Source organism: Kitasatospora sp. NPDC058190 (assembly GCF_042883685.1).
Classification (GTDB): domain Bacteria; phylum Actinomycetota; class Actinomycetes; order Streptomycetales; family Streptomycetaceae; genus Kitasatospora.
On the sequence record NZ_JBHVVI010000055.1, the window covers coordinates 25631 to 42095 of the forward strand.

A 16465-nucleotide genomic window follows, 5' to 3' on the forward strand; every position below is an offset into this window, starting at 1 on the left:
ATCCGTCATCCGCCACTGGTCAGCCGTCCGCCCCCGCCCGGTTCCCTCGCGCCGCCGTGTCCGCGGCGCCGCCGGCCCCGACGGCGCGCAGGCGGGAGGCGGCGGTGGCGGCGAGCTGCGGGGCGAGCTTGGCCACGTCGCGGGAGCCGACCACCGCGATCAGGCTCGGCAGCAGCCAGCGCACCGGCTGCATGCCGCGCAGCCAGGCCTGGGCGTAGACGTGGGCGGAGCGGCGGGCGATCCCGGCGACGATCCGGTCCACCGCGGGCTCCAGCGGGTACGTCTTGTTGGCCGGCCACGGCAGTTGGCCGCGCATCTGCTTCAGCACGGCGTCCTGGTCGGCGCCGCGCACCATGTCGGTGTCGGTCCAACTCAGGTACCCCACACCGACCTTGACGCCCTGGTAGGCGACCTCGGCGCGGAGCGAGTGGGCGAAGGCCTCCACTCCGGACTTGCTGGCGCAGTACGCGCTCATCAGCGGCGCGGGCGTCAGCGCGGCGAGCGAGGCGATCTGCAGCAGGTACCCGCGGCTCTCGGTCAGCGCCGGCAGGAAGGCCCGCGCGGTGGCGACGCTGCCGAGCAGGTTGACCTCGATGACCCGGCTGAAGGCCCGGTGGTCGCTGTCGGCCAGCGGTCCGCCGATGGCGATGCCGGCGTTGGCCACCACGGTGTCGATCCGCCCGTAGTGCTCCTTGATCCGGCGGGCGGTGTCGTTGAGCGCCTCCAGATCGGTGACGTCCACCTCCCACGAAGTGGCGGCCGCACCGCACTGCGCCGCGACGGCCTTCAGCTCCTCCGGCTCCAGCCCGAGCAGCGCGACCTTGGCGCCGCGCCGGGCCAGCTTTCGGGCCAGTGAGGCGCCGACCCCGCGGGCGGCCCCGGTGACCACCACGACCTGCGCGGACAACGGCGGGATGGCGTTCATGCGACGGTGGTCCTCTCGGCAGCGGAAGCGGCCGAAGCGGCCGAAGCGGCGAAAGCAGCGGCGGCAACGGCAGCGGGGGCCTCGGCGGCCAGGTGTGTGGCGGCCATCCGGTGGATCTCCGCGGCGACCTCCACCGGCCGCTCCAGCGGCGACATGTGTCCGACCCCGGGAAGCAGCAACAGCCCCTGCGGGTCGGCGAGTTCGGCGACCATCCGGTGGGCGTGCACCGGCGGGGTCAGCCGGTCCGCGGTGCCGACCACCACGGCGGTGGGCGCGGCGATCCGGCCGAGCCCGGCGCGCACGTCCAGCCGGCCGAGCACCCCGGCCCAGTTGGCGCGGACCGCAGTCGGGCAGGCGTGCACGATCCGGGCCGTCGCCTCGACCTGCCCGGCCGGCGAACCCGGCCCCATGGTGGCGTACTTGAGCGCGGCGCGGCTGACCGGCGTGACCGGCCCGAGCGGCATCCGGGAGAGCAGCAGCCTCCGGTGCAGGAAGCGCCTCAGGCCCGGGGAACGTACGGCTTCCGGCAGGACGGTGAGTTCGGCGACCAGTTCGGCCGGGCCGGTGGAGATCAGCACGTTGGCGGCGGTCCGCTCGGCGACGTCGGGGCGCCCGCCGGCGGCCATGATGGTCATCCCGCCCATGCTGTGCCCTGCCACCACCGCCCGCTCCCCTGCCGGAACGGTCCGCGCGAGCACGGCGGCGAGGTCCTCGGCGAGCGCCCGGGTCGAGTAGCGGACCCGGCTCGGCGGGATCTCGCTGTGTCCGTGGCCACGCTGGTCGTAGGCCACCACCCGGTAGCGGTCCGAGAGTTCGCGGATCACCGGGGCCCAGAAGGCGGTCGAGCAGGTCCAGCCGTGGGAGAGCACCACGGTGGGCGCGCCCGGCTGGCCGTGCACCTCGACGTGCAGCCGGATGCCGTCGGCCGAGCGGACGCTCAGCTCTTCGACGGGCACGAGCGGCACGTACTCGACGGGCAACTCGACGGAGCTCATGCGCCCACCTCGCTTCGCTCTACAGTCGCTTCGCACAACGCGCACCCCTTCATGATTCGCTCACTTCGCTCGCTCATGCGGAAACCTCCTGGGCGGTGGTGGTACGGGCGCTGGGGGGCGCGGCGCGCATGATCAGCTCGTACTCGCCGAGGTCGACCTTGCGGGTGGCCCGACGGAAGGACGTCGTGGAGCCGGGCCAGAGCACGGTGTTCTTGCCGCTCGGGTCCAGGTACCAGCTGCGGCAGCCGCCGGTGGTCCAGACCGTGCGGTCCATCCGGTGCTGCAGTTCGAGGTTCCACTGCCGCTGGGCCCGGACGGTGGGCTGCATCGCGGTGGCGCCGACCGACTCGAGCGTGGTCAACGCGTCGATCAGGTAGTTCAGTTGGGACTCGATCATGAGGATCATCGAGCTGTTGCCGAGACCGGTGTTGGGGCCGATCACGAAGAACAGGTTGGGGAAGCCGCGCACGGTGGAGCCGCGCAGCGCCTCCATGCCGTCCTTCCACTCCTCCGCGAGGCTGGTCCCGTTCACGCCGAACACCCGGGAGCCGATGGGCATGTCGGTGACATGGAAGCCGGTACCGAAGACGATCGCGTCCACCTCGTGCTCGCTGCCGTCGGCGGCCACCAGGGTGGAGCCGCGCACTTCGCGCAGGCCGGAGGAGACGACCTCGGTGTTGGCGGCGGTGAGCGCCGGGTAGTAGGTGTTGCTCAGCAGGATGCGCTTGCAGCCGATCCGGTAGTCCGGGGTGAGCTTGGCGCGCAGTGTCGGGTCGGCGACGCCCTGGGCGATGTGGCGTTCGGCGAGTTGCTGGACCACGCGCAGCAGTCCGGGGCGGCGCACGAAGGCGTCCACCTGGAGCTCGCGCAGCGCGAAGAGCGTGCCCCGGCGGATCTTGGCGGTGACCGGAAGGCGGCCGTGCAGCCACTTCTCCAGCTGGCTGATCTCCCGGTCGCGGCGCGGCAGCACCCAGGCCGGGGTGCGCTGGAAGACGGTGAGCTTGCCGATCTCGGGCTGGATCGACGGGATGATCTGGGCGGCCGAGGCGCCGGTGCCGACCATCGCGACGCGCTTGCCGGTCAGGTCGTAGCCGTGGTCCCAGCGGGAGGAGTGGAACACCTCGCCGGGGAAGCCGCCGAGGCCGGGCAGGTCGGGGATCTGCGGGTCGGCGAGCGGTCCGGCGGCGGAGACGACGGCGTCGGCGGTCCACTGGCCGGCCGAGGTGGTGATCCGCCAGCGGGTCTGCTCGCTCTCCCAACGCGCCTCCAGCACCTCGGTGTTGAAGCGCAGGTGGGGGCGGAGACCGAAGACGGTGGCGACCTTCTCCAGGTAGGCGCGGATGTCCGGCTGGCCGGAGAAGCTGCGCGGCCAGTCGGGGTTGGGCGCGAAGGAGAAGGAGTAGAGGTGCGAGGGCACGTCGCAGGCGCAGCCGGGGTAGCTGTTGTCGCGCCAGGTGCCGCCGACGGAGTCCGCGCGCTCCAGGACGACGAAGTCGGTGATCCCGGCGCGGCGCAGCCGGACCGCGGCGCCGAGGCCGCCGAATCCGGAGCCGATCACCGCCACCCGGACGTGCGGGACGGTCTCCCGCGCAGCAGTGGTGTCGGTCGCTGCGGACGCGCCGGTGCGGGGGCGCTTGCTGCTGGATGCCATGCGGCAACCTCCTGGGGGTGGGGCGGTGATCGTCGCGCTTTCCCGGGGCCGTCCGCCCCGAAACCTCCCGGGGGCTCGCCTCCGGGACCCTGCAAATCACGCCAGTAATCACTGGCATGGTTGGCAGGGTAGTCCTTGCTGACACCGGATGGAAGAAGCCCGACAGCCCCGATTCACCGGAAGTTCCCGAAGGCACCCCAGCCGACGCCACGGACCTATGCTGATCGCCGTGGACAAGGTCAGAGCTGCTGCGGACGACAAAAAGCGCGAGTACCGGGTGGAGGAACTGGCCGAGGCGGCCGGGATCACCACCCGCACCCTGCGCTTCTACCGCGAGCGCAAACTGCTCCAACCGCCCCGCAAGGAGGGCCGGATCGCCTGGTACGGCGAGGAGCACCTGGCCCGGCTGCGGATGATCGGCGAACTGCTCGACCGCGGCCACACCCTGGGCGGGATCGCCGAACTGATCGGCGCCGGGGAGAGCGGGCAGGACGTCGCGGAGCTGATCGGGCTGGAGGCGGCGATCGTCGCGCCCTGGTCGGACGAGACCCCGGTGCGACTGGACTGGGACGAGCTGAAGACCGCCTTCGGGGACCAGCTCACCGAGGAGAACACCGCCGAGTCCATCGCCCAGGGCTACATCACGGTCGAGGAGGACGGGATCACTCACGTCAGCCGTCGACTGATGGACGCCACCACCGAACTGGTCGCCGAGGGCGTGCCGCTCTCGGCGGTACTGGACGCCAGCCGGCGCACCCAGGAGCACATCGACGCCATCGCCGAGATCTTCATCGAGGTGGTCAGCGACCACCTGCTCAGCGCGCTCTCCGGCGAGACGCCGCTGCCGCCCGGCGAGGCGGCCCGGCTCACCGAGCGCATCCTGCGGGTCCGGCCGCTCGCCCGCACCGTCGCCGACGCGCAGTTCACGCTCGCGATGGACCGCCGGGTGCGGGCCGAGTACGCCGAACTGCTGCGCCAGCGACGGGAGTACGGCTCCGAGGCGTAGCGGGCCTGCCGGGCGGGCAGGGATTCCCGCGCTTCGCCCGCCCGTCGGACGGGGCGCAGTGGAGCAGCCCGCCCGCCGGAGGAGCCGCCGATGACCCGCCCCCTCAGCCGCCGCGCCGCACTCGGCCTCGCCGTCGGACTCGCCCCGGGCCTGGCGCTCGCCGCCTGCGGGTCCGGCTCCCCCGCGCCGGGCGGCGGCTCGTCCGCCTCGGGCGGCACCCGGACCGTCAAGCACGCGCGCGGGGAGAGCACCGTACCGGCCCGGGCGAGCCGGGTGGTGGCGCTGGACACCGACGCGCTGGACTCGCTGGTCACTCTCGGGCTCAGCCCGGTCGGCGCCACCACGGTCAGCGAGGGCGCGTCCTTCCCGGCCTACCTGCCGACCGAACGGCTGGGCGGTACGAAGGCGGTCGGCACGATCGGCCAGCCCGACCTGGAGGCGATCGCCGCACTGCGGCCGGATCTCATCCTCAGCAACCAGGTCCGCGACGACAAGCGGTACGAGCAACTGTCCAAGATCGCGCCGACCGTGCTGTCCAAGACCACCGGGCCGACCTGGAAGGAGAACGCCAGGCTGCACGCCGAGGCGACGGGCCGCCAAACGGAGGCCGAGGCGGCGGACGCCGCCTACCGGACCAGGCTGCGGGACCTGGTCACCGCGCTCGGCGGACCGGCCAAGGCGGCGGCCATCCGGGTCGAGATGGCCCGCTTCCTGGCCGGTGCGCCCACCCGGCTCTACCTCAACGACACCTTCATCGGCTCGCTGTTCAAGGATCTCGGGCTGGGCCGCCCGGCCAACCAGGACAAGTCCGGCTTCTCGCTGGAGATCAGCCCCGAGCAGGTGGACCAGGCGGCGGCCGACGTCATCTTCTACGCGGTGTACGGGGACGCGGCCAGGTCCGACCAGGCCAAGATCACCGAGGGTGCGCTGTGGAAGAACCTGGACGCCGTGCGCAACGGCCGGGTGTTCCGGGTGGACGACAACCTGTGGATGCTCGGAATCGGTTACACGGGGGCGGGGCTGATCCTGGACCAGATGCGGGGGGATCTGGCGTGACGGCGGACGGATGACAGATGTTGAAATCTGTTATCCGTTAGCTGTTCGCTGTCATCTGTTAGCTGTTAGCTGTTAGCTGTCAGCTGTCATCTGTTAGCTGTTAGCTGTTAGCTGTTAGCTGTTAGCTGTTAGCTGTCGATTGTTCGCCGCCAACCGCGCGCTGCCGTCCGCCTGCCCGCCAGTCCGCCCCTACTCGACATCGTCCTGCGCCCCCGGTGCCAGGGCCGGCGACGGGAAGACGTGCCGCGCCTCGCCGCCGGACCACCAGACGCCGACCGCGAACACGGCCGCCGCCTCCAGCAGTCCGGCCCGGTCCAACCCGCCGCAGTCCACCGGCGTACACCCCATCGAGGCCACCAGCCCGGCCACCACCGCACCGGTCTCCGGACCGTCCGCGCAGTACGGAACGCCGAGCGGCGCACCCTCGAAGCCCGGCCGCGGCATCGTCCAGATGCTCTCGTGGCAGATCCCGAACACCTTGGCCACCCGGGCGTCCGGCGCCACCGCGGCCAGCCGCCGGGCCACCGAGTCACCGGCCGCCGTGGTCAGCGCCGGCCCGTGCACTCCGGGGGCCATCGGCACCGTGCAGTCCAGCAGGGTCCGTCCGGCCAGTTCGCCCGCCAGCGGCGCGACCAACGACAGCGCCGCCTCCGCCGGCACCGCGACCAGCACGGCCTGCCCGAACCGAGCCGCCTCCGCCGGCCCGCCACCGCCCGACGCCCCGATCGATGCAGCGACCTGCCGAGCCGCGGCCTCGTCCCGCCCGCCCACCAGAACCTCGTGTCCGGCCCGAACCCAGGCCCCGCCCAGCGCCGTCGCCATGGCGCCCGTACCGAGAATGCCGATCCGCATGGTCCACTCCTCGCGTCGTCCTGCCCGTCACCGGCGGCCGCCCTCCGCGTACCGCCGTGCCCCGGACGCTAGCCGGGCCGATGCACACCGCCCGGTACGCAACGGGTCGGGCAGGATGAGCACATGAGGAGCGAAGGGGACACCGGGGACGGGACGGTCGACGACCTCGACGGCGGCGTGTTCGCCGCGGACTGCCGAGCCCGGCTGGCCTTCGAGGTGATCGCCAATCGCTGGGACAGCGTGGTGGTGTACGTCCTCGGTGAGCGTGGGCCGATGCGCCCCCGGGCCCTGCTCGACCGGATCGGCGGGATCAGCCCCAAGGTGCTCAACGAGACGCTGCGCCGCTTGGAGTGCAACGGGCTGGTGGAGCACCGCCGTTACGCGGAGGCCCCACCCCGGGTCGACTACTCGCTCACCGAGGCGGGCGCCGCCCTGATCGGCCCGATCCGCGCCCTCGGCGCCTGGGCCGCCGACCACGGCGACGCCGTCCTCGCCGCCCAGGAGCGGCACACCGGCGCAACGAGCTGACGCACTGGCGCACTGGCGCACTGGCGCACTGGCGCACTGGCGCACTGGCGCACTGGCGCACTGACTGTCAGTCACGCATGACACCTACGCACATGACAGTCCGGAGGGTGGCCATGGACACGGAACTGGACGAACTGGAAGTCATCACGCTCTTCGTGGCGGACGTCCCCGCCGCGAAGGCCTTCTACCGGGAGGTCTTCGGCCTCCCGGTGGTCTACGAGGACGACGCCTCGGCGGTCGTCCGGCTGCGGAACCTGCTGGTGAACCTGCTGGCGGCGGAGCAGGCGCCGGAGCTGGTCACGCCCGCGCCGGTGGCGGCGCCCGCCACGGGGGTGCGGGCGCTGCTCACCGTCCGGGTCCCGGACGTGGATGCGGTCTGCGCCCAACTGGCCGAGCTCGGCGTCGCGTTGCTGAACGGTCCGGTGGACCGGCCGTGGGGCCGGTGGACGGCGGCCTTCGCCGACCCGGCCGGCCATGTGTGGGAGGTGGCCCAGGACCTCGCCCGAGCCGTGCGAACCGGAGCACCAGGACACGGACCACCTGAAGACGCGACGGCGGGGACGACGGTGGTCCGCGCACCGTCGCCCCTGCCGTCAACCCGGCCGGCGGGCACCCACCCGCGGCCGGGCCACTCGGACGTGCCCCGGGTCGGTCCTGCCCAACTCAGGCCCGACCCGGCTCAGGCCCGAACTAGTTGACGTTGACCGCGGTCCAGGTGGCCGCGACCGCGTTGTACTCCGTGCTGTTCGCGCCGTACAGGTCCGAGGCCGCGCTGAGGGTCGCCGCACGCGCGCCCGCGTAGTCCGTGGTGGACGTGAAGTACGTGGTCAGTGCGCGGTACCAGATCTGCGCGGCCTTGTCCCGGCCGATGCCCGCGAGCGTCGAACCGTCCGCCGTCGGGCTGTTGTAGTTGAACCCGTTGATCGTCTTCGCGCCGCTGCCCTCGGACAGCAGGTAGAAGAAGTGGTTCGCCACACCGGACGAGTAGTGCACGTCCAGGTTGCCGACGTTCGGGTCCCAGCTGTCGGCGGACTGGCCGTCCTTGCTCGGCTGGTCCATGTAGCGCAGCGGGCTGCCGTCGCCGCGCAGGTTGATCAGCTCGCCGATCCAGTAGTTCGGCGGGTTCGAAGGCAGGTTGGCGTACCACTCGACCATGGTGCCCATGATGTCCGAGGTGGCCTCGTTGAGGCCGCCGGACTCACCCGAGTAGTTGAGCGCGGCCGTCGCGGCGGTGACGCCGTGGGTCATCTCGTGGCCGGCCACGTCGATCTCGGTCAGCGGGGCGGCGTCGCCGTTGCCGTCACCGTAGGACATGCAGAAGCAGTCGTCGCTCCAGAACGCGTTCACGTAGTTGGAGCCGTAGTGCACCCGGCTGAGGGCGCCGACGCCGTCGTTGCGGATGCCGTTGCGGTTGAAGGTGCTCTTGTAGAAGTCCCAGGTGGTGGCGGCACCGAACTGGGCGTCCACAGCGGCGGATTCACGGTTGGACGCGGTGCCGTCACCGAAGCTGTTGCTGGTGTTGGCGAACAACGAACCGCTGCCCGTGGTCCCGTTGCTCATGTCGGTGGTGGACTGGCCGCCGCGGCTGGTGTCCTTGAGCTCGAACTGCGAGCCGTTCTGGTTGGTGTTGAGCTGGACCTGGCCGACGAAGACGCCGTTGCCGGTGCCGGCCGCGGTCTCGATCTTCTCGTGCGTGGAGAGGACCTGACCGCTGGCGGCGTCGGTGATCAGGATCTGGCTGCTCGGGGTGCCGTCGGATCGCATGCCCTCGACCGTGGTCCGGTACGCCAGGCGCGGGTTGCCGTCGGTGGCCCAGACGACCAGCTCGGGCTTGCCGGTCTGGTGGACGTCGGAGATCGGGGCCTCGTCGGAGTCGACGGTGACGCCGACGGTGGCCTTGACCGCGCCGGTGGCCTGGTCGGCGGCCTTGTCCGCGGGGATCTGCGGGGTCAGGCTCGGCAGCGTGATCTGGGCGGAGACCGCCTTGTTGACCGACTTCACGCCGCCGTCCGCCTTCTGGTGGACGATCAGGTCACCGCCGATCACCGGCAGGCCGGCGTAGGTGCGCTCGAAGCGCAGGTGCCGGGTGCCGTCCTTGTCGACGATGGCGTCCTTCGCGACCAGCTTCTCCTGCTCTCCGAGCGCGAGCGCCTTGGCGATCGGGCCGGACTGGCCGTTCGCCACCGCGAGGACGGTGGCGCGCTGCTGGGCAGCCTGGGCCTGGAGCGACGGGGCAGCCGGCGACGCCTGGGCGACGGAGGTGCTCACCTGGATCACACCGGTCAACATGGCCGTGGCCGACAGAACGGCGACAGCTGCGAGCTTTCGCTTCACGTACGAGTCCTTCCGGGAAACCGCGTGTGGGCGCGGTCGCACCGCGTCCCGGGGGCCGGGGTCGGCACCTGTGGGGCGGAACGGGCGCTGACGTGCTGAAACCCCGTGCGGTCGAGCGGCTCGCCACCGAGGGGTGGGGGTGGGGGCTACCGCTGGGGGATGACCAGAAGCATGACAATCCAGCAGGTGAAATGACAGGTCTGCCTCAGTTATTGGCCAGGTCCCGCCAGTTGGTAAAGCAGGTCAAGTGGCAGTCAAATCGGGGCAATTCACCCCACCGAATGATGGGTTCCGACCCGAACAACGGCCGACCGCCTGCGCCGAAGGCCAACCGATCGTCAAACGCGAGCCAAGTGATCATTTTCAATCATCGACCGGTCGACTTTTACAAGTGTGTAGATGTTTCCATACATATCCTTGACCACCGGGTGGCGAGGTCTCGCCACCGGCTCCCCTTGCCCCGGTGAGCGGGCGTCTGCTACCGCGGGCATCGCCGGCCCTGCCCCTCGGGCAACAGTCGAGTAATCGCCCGACTACCGTACGGCATACCGCAGTTGGCGCACGACGGCGCGGTCCTGCGTCACTGCTGGAACCGCCACTCCTGCGCCGGGTTGCCGGGCGTGCAGGTGACCATGGTGATCTCGTTGCCCGCGCCGTTGTTGGTCATGCAGGACTGGTTCTGGTAGTCGCCCAGGGTGTACGAGCCCGCTGAACTGCCGTTGCGGACCGTCCATCTGGTGAGGAAGCTGAACCCGTTGTTCAGCACCACCTTGCCGTCCATGGTCTGGACGAGCATCGGACCGCCGTTGTTGCAGGCGTTGAACAGGATCCAGGCGCCGGGGTCGGTGGAGCGCACCCAGCCGTACTGCGCGGCGCCGCCGAGCACGATCGGGTTGTCGCCGCTCAGGCTGTCGTTGCGCAGCCCTATCGGGCGGCCGTCCTTGGCGCTGACGATGGTGCTCCAACTGCTGCCGCCGCAGGACGCGGGCCGGGGCGGGGTCTGCGGAGCGGGCGGATTGCCGCCGCTGGTGGTCTGGCTCGGTGGTTGCGGCTTGGAATCGACGGGCGGGTTGGCCGGGCCTCCCCCGTTGCCGCCCCCGTTGCCGGAGCCGGCGGGCGGGTTGGCCTGGCCGCCCGAGGAGCCGCCGGACACCGAACCGCCGCCCGATCCGGAGTTGGAACCGGAGTTGGAAGCGCCGGCAGCGGAGTTGACGCCCCCGCCACCGCTCCGGCCCGGCTGGACGCCCCCTCCCCCGCTCACCGCGCCGCCGTTCCCGCCCTGGGCCGCGGCCGGGACGGGAACGTTCGGCTGTCCGCCGGGCGGCGGCTGGTCGGCGGCCGGGGTGGCCGACGGGGTGTCGGTCGGCTGCGGGGTGGCGGGCGCGGTGGTGGCGGCCGCGGGAGTGGTGGTGGTCTGGGCCGCCGGGACGGTCACCACCACGGTCGGCTGGGCGGCGGGCGGCACGGCCGTGTCGGAGGCGCCGGGGCCGCGGTCGATCAGCAGGGCGGTCGCCGTACCCATCGAGATGACGATCGGAATGATGATCGGCACCAGCAGGGTGCGCCGCGAGCGGCGCTTGCCCGGTTCGGTCTCCGCCTGCGGATCGACCTTCACCACCTGGTCCGCCCCGGCGACCCCAGCCCCGGCCCCGGCCCCGGCCCCGGCCCCGGCCACCGCAGCCCCGGCCCGTGCCGCCCGCAGGTCGATCGTCCCGCTGTCCGCCGCCTTCCACGGCGCCGCGGGTGCGCCGATCGCCGCCCGGGCCGCGGCCGCCATCTCGGCGGCGCTCGCGTACCGGTCCTCGGGGTTCTTGGCCAGCGCGGTGGCGACCAGCTCCCGCACGGCCGGCGGGAAGGTCTCCGGCAGCTCGGGCACCGGCTGGTTGACGTGCTTGAGCGCGACCTGCAACGGCCCCTCGCCCAGGTACGGCACCTGACCGACCAGCAGCTCGTAGCAGACCACGCCGATCGAGTAGAGGTCCGAGGCCGGCCCGGTGCTGGCCGACGCCGCCTGTTCGGGGGACATGTAGGCCGCCGTGCCGATGATCGCGTACGGGGCGGTGAGCTTGGTACTGGCGATCGCGCGGGCGATGCCGAAGTCGGTGATCACCACCCGGTCGTCGTCGCGCAACATCAGGTTGGAGGGCTTGATGTCCCGGTGCACGATCCCCCGCCGGTGGGCGGCGTGCAGCGCGTCCAGGGCGTCGGCGAGCAGGCCGAGGGCGCGCTCGGCGCTCATCGGCCCGCTCTCCGTGAGCGCCTGGTTGAGCGGACGGCCCTCGATCAGGTCCATCACGATGTAGGCGCAGCGCTCGTCGCCGTCCCCGTCGCTCTCCCCGTAGTCGTGGACGTCCACGATGCCCGGGTGGTCGATCGCGGCGACCAGCTGGGCCTCCCGACGGAAGCGTTGGACGGCGGTGCCGTCCTCGAACAGCTCGGCGCGCAGGATCTTGATCGCGACCTGCCGTGCGAGTACCTGGTCGTCGGCCCGCCAGACCGCGCCCATGCCCCCGCCACCGAGCTTTTCGACCAGCGTGTACCGACCGCCGAGCACGGTGCCCGCGCTAATCATCGGCCCTGTCCCCCCAGGTGTCGTGACCCGCCCCGGCGGGTCGTCGGCACACAGTGTGCCAGAGCGTGCCGCGGGCCCAGCAGGCGTGGCACGTACGAAGATTGGGCACTTCCATCAGGCGTACCGGACGTTTCGGGTGTGGTCGGACACCTCCAGGACGGCCGCGGTGACGGCGCGCGGCTTGTCGGCGTGGACGGCGTGCCCGGCGCCGCGCACCACGATGTGGCTGCCCCGGACGGCATTGGCCGCGATCCGGGACTGCAGGGCGGTCCAGCGGGCGCGCAGGGCGCGCGGCAGTCCCTCGGTCGCGCTCAGCACGGCCACCGGCACCTCGGGCAGCCGTCCGGCGGAGCGCCGTCGGCGCAGCTCGGGGACGGCGAGGCCGGTCAGCCGGTTCTCGGCGAGGACGGTGCGCCGCTGGTGCGGGTGGGCGACGACGGCCGCCTCGGCCCGGGCGAGCGCGTCCTCGCCGCCCGGCCCGGCGGGGGTGAGCGCCGCCCGGAGCAGCCAGAGCCGGTTCAGCACCGCCTCGGCGGCGCAGATGGCCGGCGGCCGGAATTCCTCGTGGGCCGGGTCCACCAGCACCAGGCCGGCCACCAGCTCCGGCCGCTGCCAGGCGAGGAGTTGGGCCAGCTGACCGCCCCAGCTGTGCCCGACCAGCACGGCCGGCCCGGCGTCCAGGTGCCGCACCAGGGCGGCCAGGTCGCCGGTCTGCGCCTCCAGGGTCAGGCCGAGGGCGCGGTCGGGCTCGCTGGCGCCGAGCCCGGGCCGGTCGTATGCCACGACCCGGACGTGCGCGGCGAGTTCGGGCAGCACCGGGGCCCAGGTGAGCGAGGAGGTGCCGCAGCCGGCGATCAGCACCACCGGCGCGCCGCTGCCCGTTCCGGCCTCCACCCAGCGTAACGCCCGTCCGTCGCGGTCGAGTTCGCCCGGCCGCAGCTCGACCGGGGTGCGCTCGGCCATGGCCCGGACGATCGCTTCCTGGACGTCCCGCAGGCCCCCCGGCCCGGCGGGCGCTTGCCACTTGGTCCGCACGTTCGGTCCCCCCTGGATCCGTCGGTGTCGCTCCCGCCCTCGAACGGCGGGAACCCGACGCTGGCTGCCCGATGGCACCGGCGCTCAAACCTCGTCTGGACGGTGGGCGAACGGAGGACCAACAAGCCGGCGGGCGTCAGGCGGGCAGGGTGCGCTTCAGCAGGGAGAGCAGCGCCTTCCAGTGCCGGGCGTCGGCGGCCGCGTCGTAGCGGGTGGTGTCGGCCTGGGTGTAGCCGTGCGAGGCGCCCGCGTAGACCTCCGTCGTGTGGCGCACCCCGGCCGCGGTGAGGGCCTGGTCGAGCCGGGAGATCTGCTCGGGCGGCAGCGACTCGTCCTGGTCGGCGTGGCCGAAGTACAGCTCGGCGGTGATCCGGTGGGCGCCCAGGTGGGGGCTGTCCGGGCGCTCGGTGGCGAGGTTGCCGCCGTGGAAGCCGGCCGCGACGGCGATCCGGTCCGGGTGGCTGGCGGCCGTACGCAGCGCCAGCAGGGCGCCCCGGCAGTAGCCGGTGAGGCCGATCGGGCCGTCCTGGACCAGCGGGGACTCGGCGAACCAGCGCAGGAAGGCGTCGGCGTCGCGGGCGGTCGCCTCCGGGGTGAGGGTGGCCAACAGCGGGACGATCTGGTCGAAGATCTCGTCGCACTGCTCGATGTCGATCAGCTCCGGCAGCTCGACCAGTGGCGCGCGGCCGTTGCGGTAGAAGGCGTTGGGGACGAGGACGGTGTACCCGGCCGTGGCGATCCGGTCGGCCATGCCCTTCAGGTGCGGGCGGAGCCCGAAGGCGTCCATGTAGAGCAGGACTCCGGGGTGGGGCCGGTCGTCGTCCGGGTGGGCGAGGTAGGCGTCGGCGGTGCCGTCCGCCGTCGGGATGTCCACGAGGGTTCCGCGCACGGTCATGGTGAGGCCTCTCCTTGGGGTTCGCGGGCAGCGTATCCGGTGCGCCCTTCGGGAGACCGACGTCGCCCGGCCGGCTGCCCGGGAACGCCCGTACGGCGGTGCGGCGTTGAGCGGGCATGGGGTGGATCGTGAGCGTGGCGTGCGTGGTGGCCGTGGCAGTCGGGCTGGTGGTGCTCTCGGCCTGTCAGATGCGGGGCGAGTCCTCGCGGCGCCGTCGGCCGCGCGCGCCCGGGGTGGGAGTGGGCGGCGGCGGTGGCCTGGAAGAGCTGCACGCGCTGTTCAGCCCGGGCAAGCGGATACAGATCGAGCAGCGGCGGGAACAGCTGGCACTCCGGGACGACGCGGAGGCGGGGGCGCCGCCGCACTTCGGGGTGGACCTGGAGCGGGGTGTGGCGGTGCTGCCTCGCGCCAAGGGCGACGAAGGGGACGGGCGGTAGGGCCGCACACCTGACGGCGGGCCCGCGGACGTACCGTCAGAGCCGGCGCAGCCGCTCCTCGTCGCTGGTGCGCGGGCAGGTCAGGCAGGCGACGGCCTCGGGCTTGACCGCGTAGTAGAGGCAGCAGCCGAGCCGGGTGCGGGTGTGGTGTTCGCGGCCGTCAGGGGTGCGCAGCCTGCGGAAGTCGGCGGCGCCCGGGAGCGGCAGGGTGCCGCCGGGCAGCAGGGCCCCGGCGGCGACGACGGCGTCGTCCTCCGCGGTCGCGTCGCGGGCGGTGGCGTCGCGGGTGGTCGCGTCGCGGGCGGTGGCGTCGCGGGTGGTGGCGTCCCGGGCGGTCGCGTCGCGGGCGCCGAGCATCCGGCCGAGGTACCAGACGGCCGAGACGAGGTCGTCGGTGACCATGCCCCAGAGGGCGCGGTCGCGGCGCCGGGTCGGTCCGGCGAAGGCGGCGAGCACCGGTTCGAGGTGGGCGACCACGGCGGCCCGCAGTTCGGCGCGCAGTTCATCATCGCCGGGGAGGTCGCCGCGGAGGTCGCCGGCGAGGCCTCCGGCGAGGGCGACATGTCCGCCCGGGCGCAGCGCGAGCCGGCCGGTGGGGGCGTGCAGCCAGAGGTCGGCGGGGTCGACGGCGGGGACCCGTCGGGCGAGGTGCCAGGGGCCGGCGATGAGCAGGCAGGCCGACCAGACGTAGTGGTGGAGCAGCCGGGAGGCGGTGACGTGCGGGCGGGGGGCGCGGCCGTGCTCGGCGGCGATGCGGTCCTCCGCTCCGGCCAGGACGGCGGCCAGTGCCCGTTCGTCGGTGGCGAGTTGGGCCCCGGAGTACCAGCCGTCGGCGGCCGAGGGATCGGGCTCGACGGGGTCGAGCAGGCGCAGCTCCAGCACCGGGCAGAGCTCGCGCAGCCGCTCGTAGTCACCGACCAGGGCGGACGGCCGCGCCTGGGCGAGTACGGGCAGGGGTGTTCCGGGGACCATCGGCACTCCCGAGATCGATTTCGAAAGATCGATTAAGGTGAGCCTCACCTTACAATGCCTCAGTGGGCCCGCCCGACCACCTCGCACCACGGTCGAGCGGTCCACCTGGGCGGGCAACTCGACCTTGACGAAGTTAGGTAAACCTAACCTAAGATGTCGACTCGTGTTGAGAACCGACCCGTCGGCCACCCCAGCCCCGGCGACGCCACGTTCCTCGGCGGCACAGCGACCGTTGCTGCTGCTCGTCGGCGTGTGCGCGCTCGTGCTGTGCACGGCCCTGAGCCTCGCGCTGGGCTCCCGATCCATCCCGCTGTCGACCGTCCTCGACGCCCTCACCGGCGCCGCCCACGGCGGTGACGCCGATGTGGTGACGGGCCTTCGCGTCCCGCGCACGCTCATCGGGCTGGCCGTGGGGGCCGCGCTCGGCGTCGCCGGGGCGGTCGCCCAGGGCGTCACCCGCAACCCACTGGCCTCGCCGATCACCCTCGGCATCAACGCCGGCGCGAGCCTCGCCGTGGTCGCCGCGATCTACACGCTGGACCTCTCCCGCCCGGTCGAGTACGTCTGGTTCGCCTTCGCGGGGGCGGCGGTCGCCGCCGTCGCCGCGTACACGATGTCCCGGCGCGGCGGGGACCTCGACCCGGTTCGGCTCGCACTCGGCGGCACCGTGCTCACCGTGGTGCTCACCTCCTGGACCTCCGCGCTGATGCTGGCCAGTCACCGCACCCTGGACGAAGCCCGGTTCTGGCTGGCCGGCTCGATCGCCGGGCGGCACCTGGACACCCTCACCCCCGTGCTGCCGTTCCTGGCACTCGGACTGCTGGGCGCCTTCGCCGTCTCGCCCGCACTCAACGCGCTGGCCCTGGGCGACGAGACCGCGCAGTCGCTGGGCGTGCCGGTGGCCCGGATCCGGGTGGTGGGCGGACTGGCCGTCGTGCTGCTCGCGGGCAGCGCGGTCGCCGTCGCCGGACCGGTGGCGTTCATCGGACTGGCCGCGCCGCACCTGGTCCGCCCGCTCCTCGGCAACGACCACCGCTGGCTGCTGCCCGGCTGCCTGATCGCCGGTCCGCTGCTGCTGCTCGGCGCCGATGTGCTCGGCCGGCTCGTGGTGCGGCCCTCCGAGATCGAGGTCGGCATCGTGACCGCCTTCCTCGGCGCTCCACTGCTCGCGGTGCTGGCCCGGAAGGTGGCCGAGTGACGACGCTCG

Annotated in this window: 15 protein-coding genes; 6 read left to right on the forward strand and 9 right to left on the reverse strand. The window is 72.8% G+C overall.

Translation table 11 applies throughout. The annotated features are described in order from the left end of the window. Positions 1-19 precede the first annotated feature (19 nt). From ACFVWU_RS24185 to ACFVWU_RS24195, 3 genes are all read right to left on the reverse strand, one after another. Positions 20-925 (reverse strand): SDR family oxidoreductase, encoded by a 906-nt coding sequence (locus ACFVWU_RS24185; RefSeq protein WP_387624564.1) that lies wholly within the window; start codon positions 923-925, stop codon positions 20-22. After that, positions 922-1920 carry an alpha/beta fold hydrolase gene (locus ACFVWU_RS24190; RefSeq protein ID WP_387624566.1) on the reverse strand — a complete coding sequence of 333 codons (999 nt, stop codon included), beginning with the start codon at positions 1918-1920 and terminating at the stop codon, positions 922-924. The genes ACFVWU_RS24185 and ACFVWU_RS24190 overlap by 4 nt, the downstream gene beginning before the upstream one ends. A 73-nt stretch (positions 1921-1993) precedes the next feature. After that, positions 1994-3571 carry a flavin-containing monooxygenase gene (locus ACFVWU_RS24195; protein ID WP_387624568.1) on the reverse strand — a complete coding sequence of 526 codons (1578 nt, stop codon included), beginning with the start codon at positions 3569-3571 and terminating at the stop codon, positions 1994-1996. Positions 3572-3800: 229 nt separating this feature from the next. Between ACFVWU_RS24195 and ACFVWU_RS24200 the strand changes: the two genes are divergently transcribed. Together ACFVWU_RS24200 and ACFVWU_RS24205 are read left to right on the forward strand one after the other, a co-directional pair. Next, positions 3801-4577, forward strand: coding sequence for a MerR family transcriptional regulator (locus tag ACFVWU_RS24200; protein ID WP_387624571.1), 777 nt, complete (start codon positions 3801-3803; stop codon positions 4575-4577). Between the two features lie 90 nt (positions 4578-4667). Next, positions 4668-5633 carry an ABC transporter substrate-binding protein gene (locus tag ACFVWU_RS24205; RefSeq protein ID WP_387624573.1) on the forward strand — a complete coding sequence of 322 codons (966 nt, stop codon included), beginning with the start codon at positions 4668-4670 and terminating at the stop codon, positions 5631-5633. 189 nt (positions 5634-5822) lie between these two features. Here the strand turns inward: ACFVWU_RS24205 and ACFVWU_RS24210 are convergent, their stop codons facing one another. Further along, positions 5823-6485: an NADPH-dependent F420 reductase gene (locus ACFVWU_RS24210; RefSeq protein ID WP_387624576.1), complete on the reverse strand. Its 663-nt coding sequence runs from the start codon at positions 6483-6485 to the stop codon at positions 5823-5825. A gap of 123 nt (positions 6486-6608) precedes the next feature. On the opposite strand from ACFVWU_RS24210, the gene ACFVWU_RS24215 reads away from it, so the two are divergent. Both ACFVWU_RS24215 and ACFVWU_RS24220 read left to right on the forward strand, forming a co-directional pair. Further along, positions 6609-7013 carry a winged helix-turn-helix transcriptional regulator gene (locus ACFVWU_RS24215; protein ID WP_387624579.1) on the forward strand — a complete coding sequence of 135 codons (405 nt, stop codon included), beginning with the start codon at positions 6609-6611 and terminating at the stop codon, positions 7011-7013. Between the two features lie 113 nt (positions 7014-7126). Continuing rightward, entirely contained in the window at positions 7127-7711 is a 585-nt protein-coding gene (locus ACFVWU_RS24220) for a VOC family protein (protein WP_387624582.1), read from the forward strand. On the opposite strand, the gene ACFVWU_RS24225 is transcribed toward ACFVWU_RS24220, so the two are convergent. The 4 genes from ACFVWU_RS24225 to ACFVWU_RS24240 all read right to left on the reverse strand — a co-directional run bounded on the left by ACFVWU_RS24225 (position 7704) and on the right by ACFVWU_RS24240 (position 13849). Further along, positions 7704-9302: a M4 family metallopeptidase gene (locus tag ACFVWU_RS24225; protein WP_387624632.1), complete on the reverse strand. Its 1599-nt coding sequence runs from the start codon at positions 9300-9302 to the stop codon at positions 7704-7706. The two genes, ACFVWU_RS24220 and ACFVWU_RS24225, sit on opposite strands and share 8 nt — an antisense overlap. Positions 9303-9927: 625 nt before the next feature. Next, complete coding sequence (locus tag ACFVWU_RS24230; RefSeq protein ID WP_387624585.1) at positions 9928-11919, reverse strand: serine/threonine-protein kinase; 1992 nt, start codon at positions 11917-11919, stop codon at positions 9928-9930. A gap of 114 nt (positions 11920-12033) precedes the next feature. Then, positions 12034-12882: an alpha/beta fold hydrolase gene (locus ACFVWU_RS24235; protein ID WP_387624587.1), complete on the reverse strand. Its 849-nt coding sequence runs from the start codon at positions 12880-12882 to the stop codon at positions 12034-12036. Positions 12883-13090: 208 nt separating this feature from the next. Further along, positions 13091-13849 carry a dienelactone hydrolase family protein gene (locus ACFVWU_RS24240; RefSeq protein ID WP_387624589.1) on the reverse strand — a complete coding sequence of 253 codons (759 nt, stop codon included), beginning with the start codon at positions 13847-13849 and terminating at the stop codon, positions 13091-13093. 143 nt (positions 13850-13992) lie between these two features. On the opposite strand from ACFVWU_RS24240, the gene ACFVWU_RS24245 reads away from it, so the two are divergent. Beyond that, complete coding sequence (locus tag ACFVWU_RS24245) at positions 13993-14286, forward strand: DUF6191 domain-containing protein (RefSeq protein ID WP_387624592.1); 294 nt, start codon at positions 13993-13995, stop codon at positions 14284-14286. A 36-nt stretch (positions 14287-14322) separates the two neighbouring features. On the opposite strand, the gene ACFVWU_RS24250 is transcribed toward ACFVWU_RS24245, so the two are convergent. Then, on the reverse strand, positions 14323-15258 hold the full coding sequence (locus ACFVWU_RS24250) for a (2Fe-2S)-binding protein (RefSeq protein ID WP_387624595.1): 936 nt from the start codon (positions 15256-15258) through the stop codon (positions 14323-14325). Between the two features lie 232 nt (positions 15259-15490). Here ACFVWU_RS24250 and ACFVWU_RS24255 point away from each other — a divergent pair, with 232 nt between their 5' ends. Continuing rightward, the gene (locus ACFVWU_RS24255) at positions 15491-16456 is read left to right on the forward strand and encodes a FecCD family ABC transporter permease (protein WP_387624634.1); all 966 of its coding nucleotides are present in this window, start codon (positions 15491-15493) and stop codon (positions 16454-16456) included. Positions 16457-16465 lie beyond the last annotated feature (9 nt).

Bases quoted from the DNA above. Each gene is read 5' to 3' on its own strand.
- ACFVWU_RS24185 (WP_387624564.1), bottom strand. From the start codon at position 925: ATGAACGCCATCCCGCCGTTGTCCGCGCAGGTCGTGGTGGTCACCGGG.
- ACFVWU_RS24190 (WP_387624566.1), bottom strand. From the start codon at position 1,920: ATGAGCTCCGTCGAGTTGCCCGTCGAGTACGTGCCGCTCGTGCCCGTC.
- ACFVWU_RS24195 (WP_387624568.1), bottom strand. From the start codon at position 3,571: ATGGCATCCAGCAGCAAGCGCCCCCGCACCGGCGCGTCCGCAGCGACC.
- ACFVWU_RS24205 (WP_387624573.1), top strand. From the start codon at position 4,668: ATGACCCGCCCCCTCAGCCGCCGCGCCGCACTCGGCCTCGCCGTCGGA.
- ACFVWU_RS24210 (WP_387624576.1), bottom strand. From the start codon at position 6,485: ATGCGGATCGGCATTCTCGGTACGGGCGCCATGGCGACGGCGCTGGGC.
- ACFVWU_RS24215 (WP_387624579.1), top strand. From the start codon at position 6,609: ATGAGGAGCGAAGGGGACACCGGGGACGGGACGGTCGACGACCTCGAC.
- ACFVWU_RS24220 (WP_387624582.1), top strand. From the start codon at position 7,127: ATGGACACGGAACTGGACGAACTGGAAGTCATCACGCTCTTCGTGGCG.
- ACFVWU_RS24225 (WP_387624632.1), bottom strand. From the start codon at position 9,302: ATGTTGACCGGTGTGATCCAGGTGAGCACCTCCGTCGCCCAGGCGTCG.
- ACFVWU_RS24230 (WP_387624585.1), bottom strand. From the start codon at position 11,919: ATGATTAGCGCGGGCACCGTGCTCGGCGGTCGGTACACGCTGGTCGAA.
- ACFVWU_RS24235 (WP_387624587.1), bottom strand. From the start codon at position 12,882: ATGGCCGAGCGCACCCCGGTCGAGCTGCGGCCGGGCGAACTCGACCGC.
- ACFVWU_RS24240 (WP_387624589.1), bottom strand. From the start codon at position 13,849: ATGACCGTGCGCGGAACCCTCGTGGACATCCCGACGGCGGACGGCACC.
- ACFVWU_RS24250 (WP_387624595.1), bottom strand. From the start codon at position 15,258: ATGGTCCCCGGAACACCCCTGCCCGTACTCGCCCAGGCGCGGCCGTCC.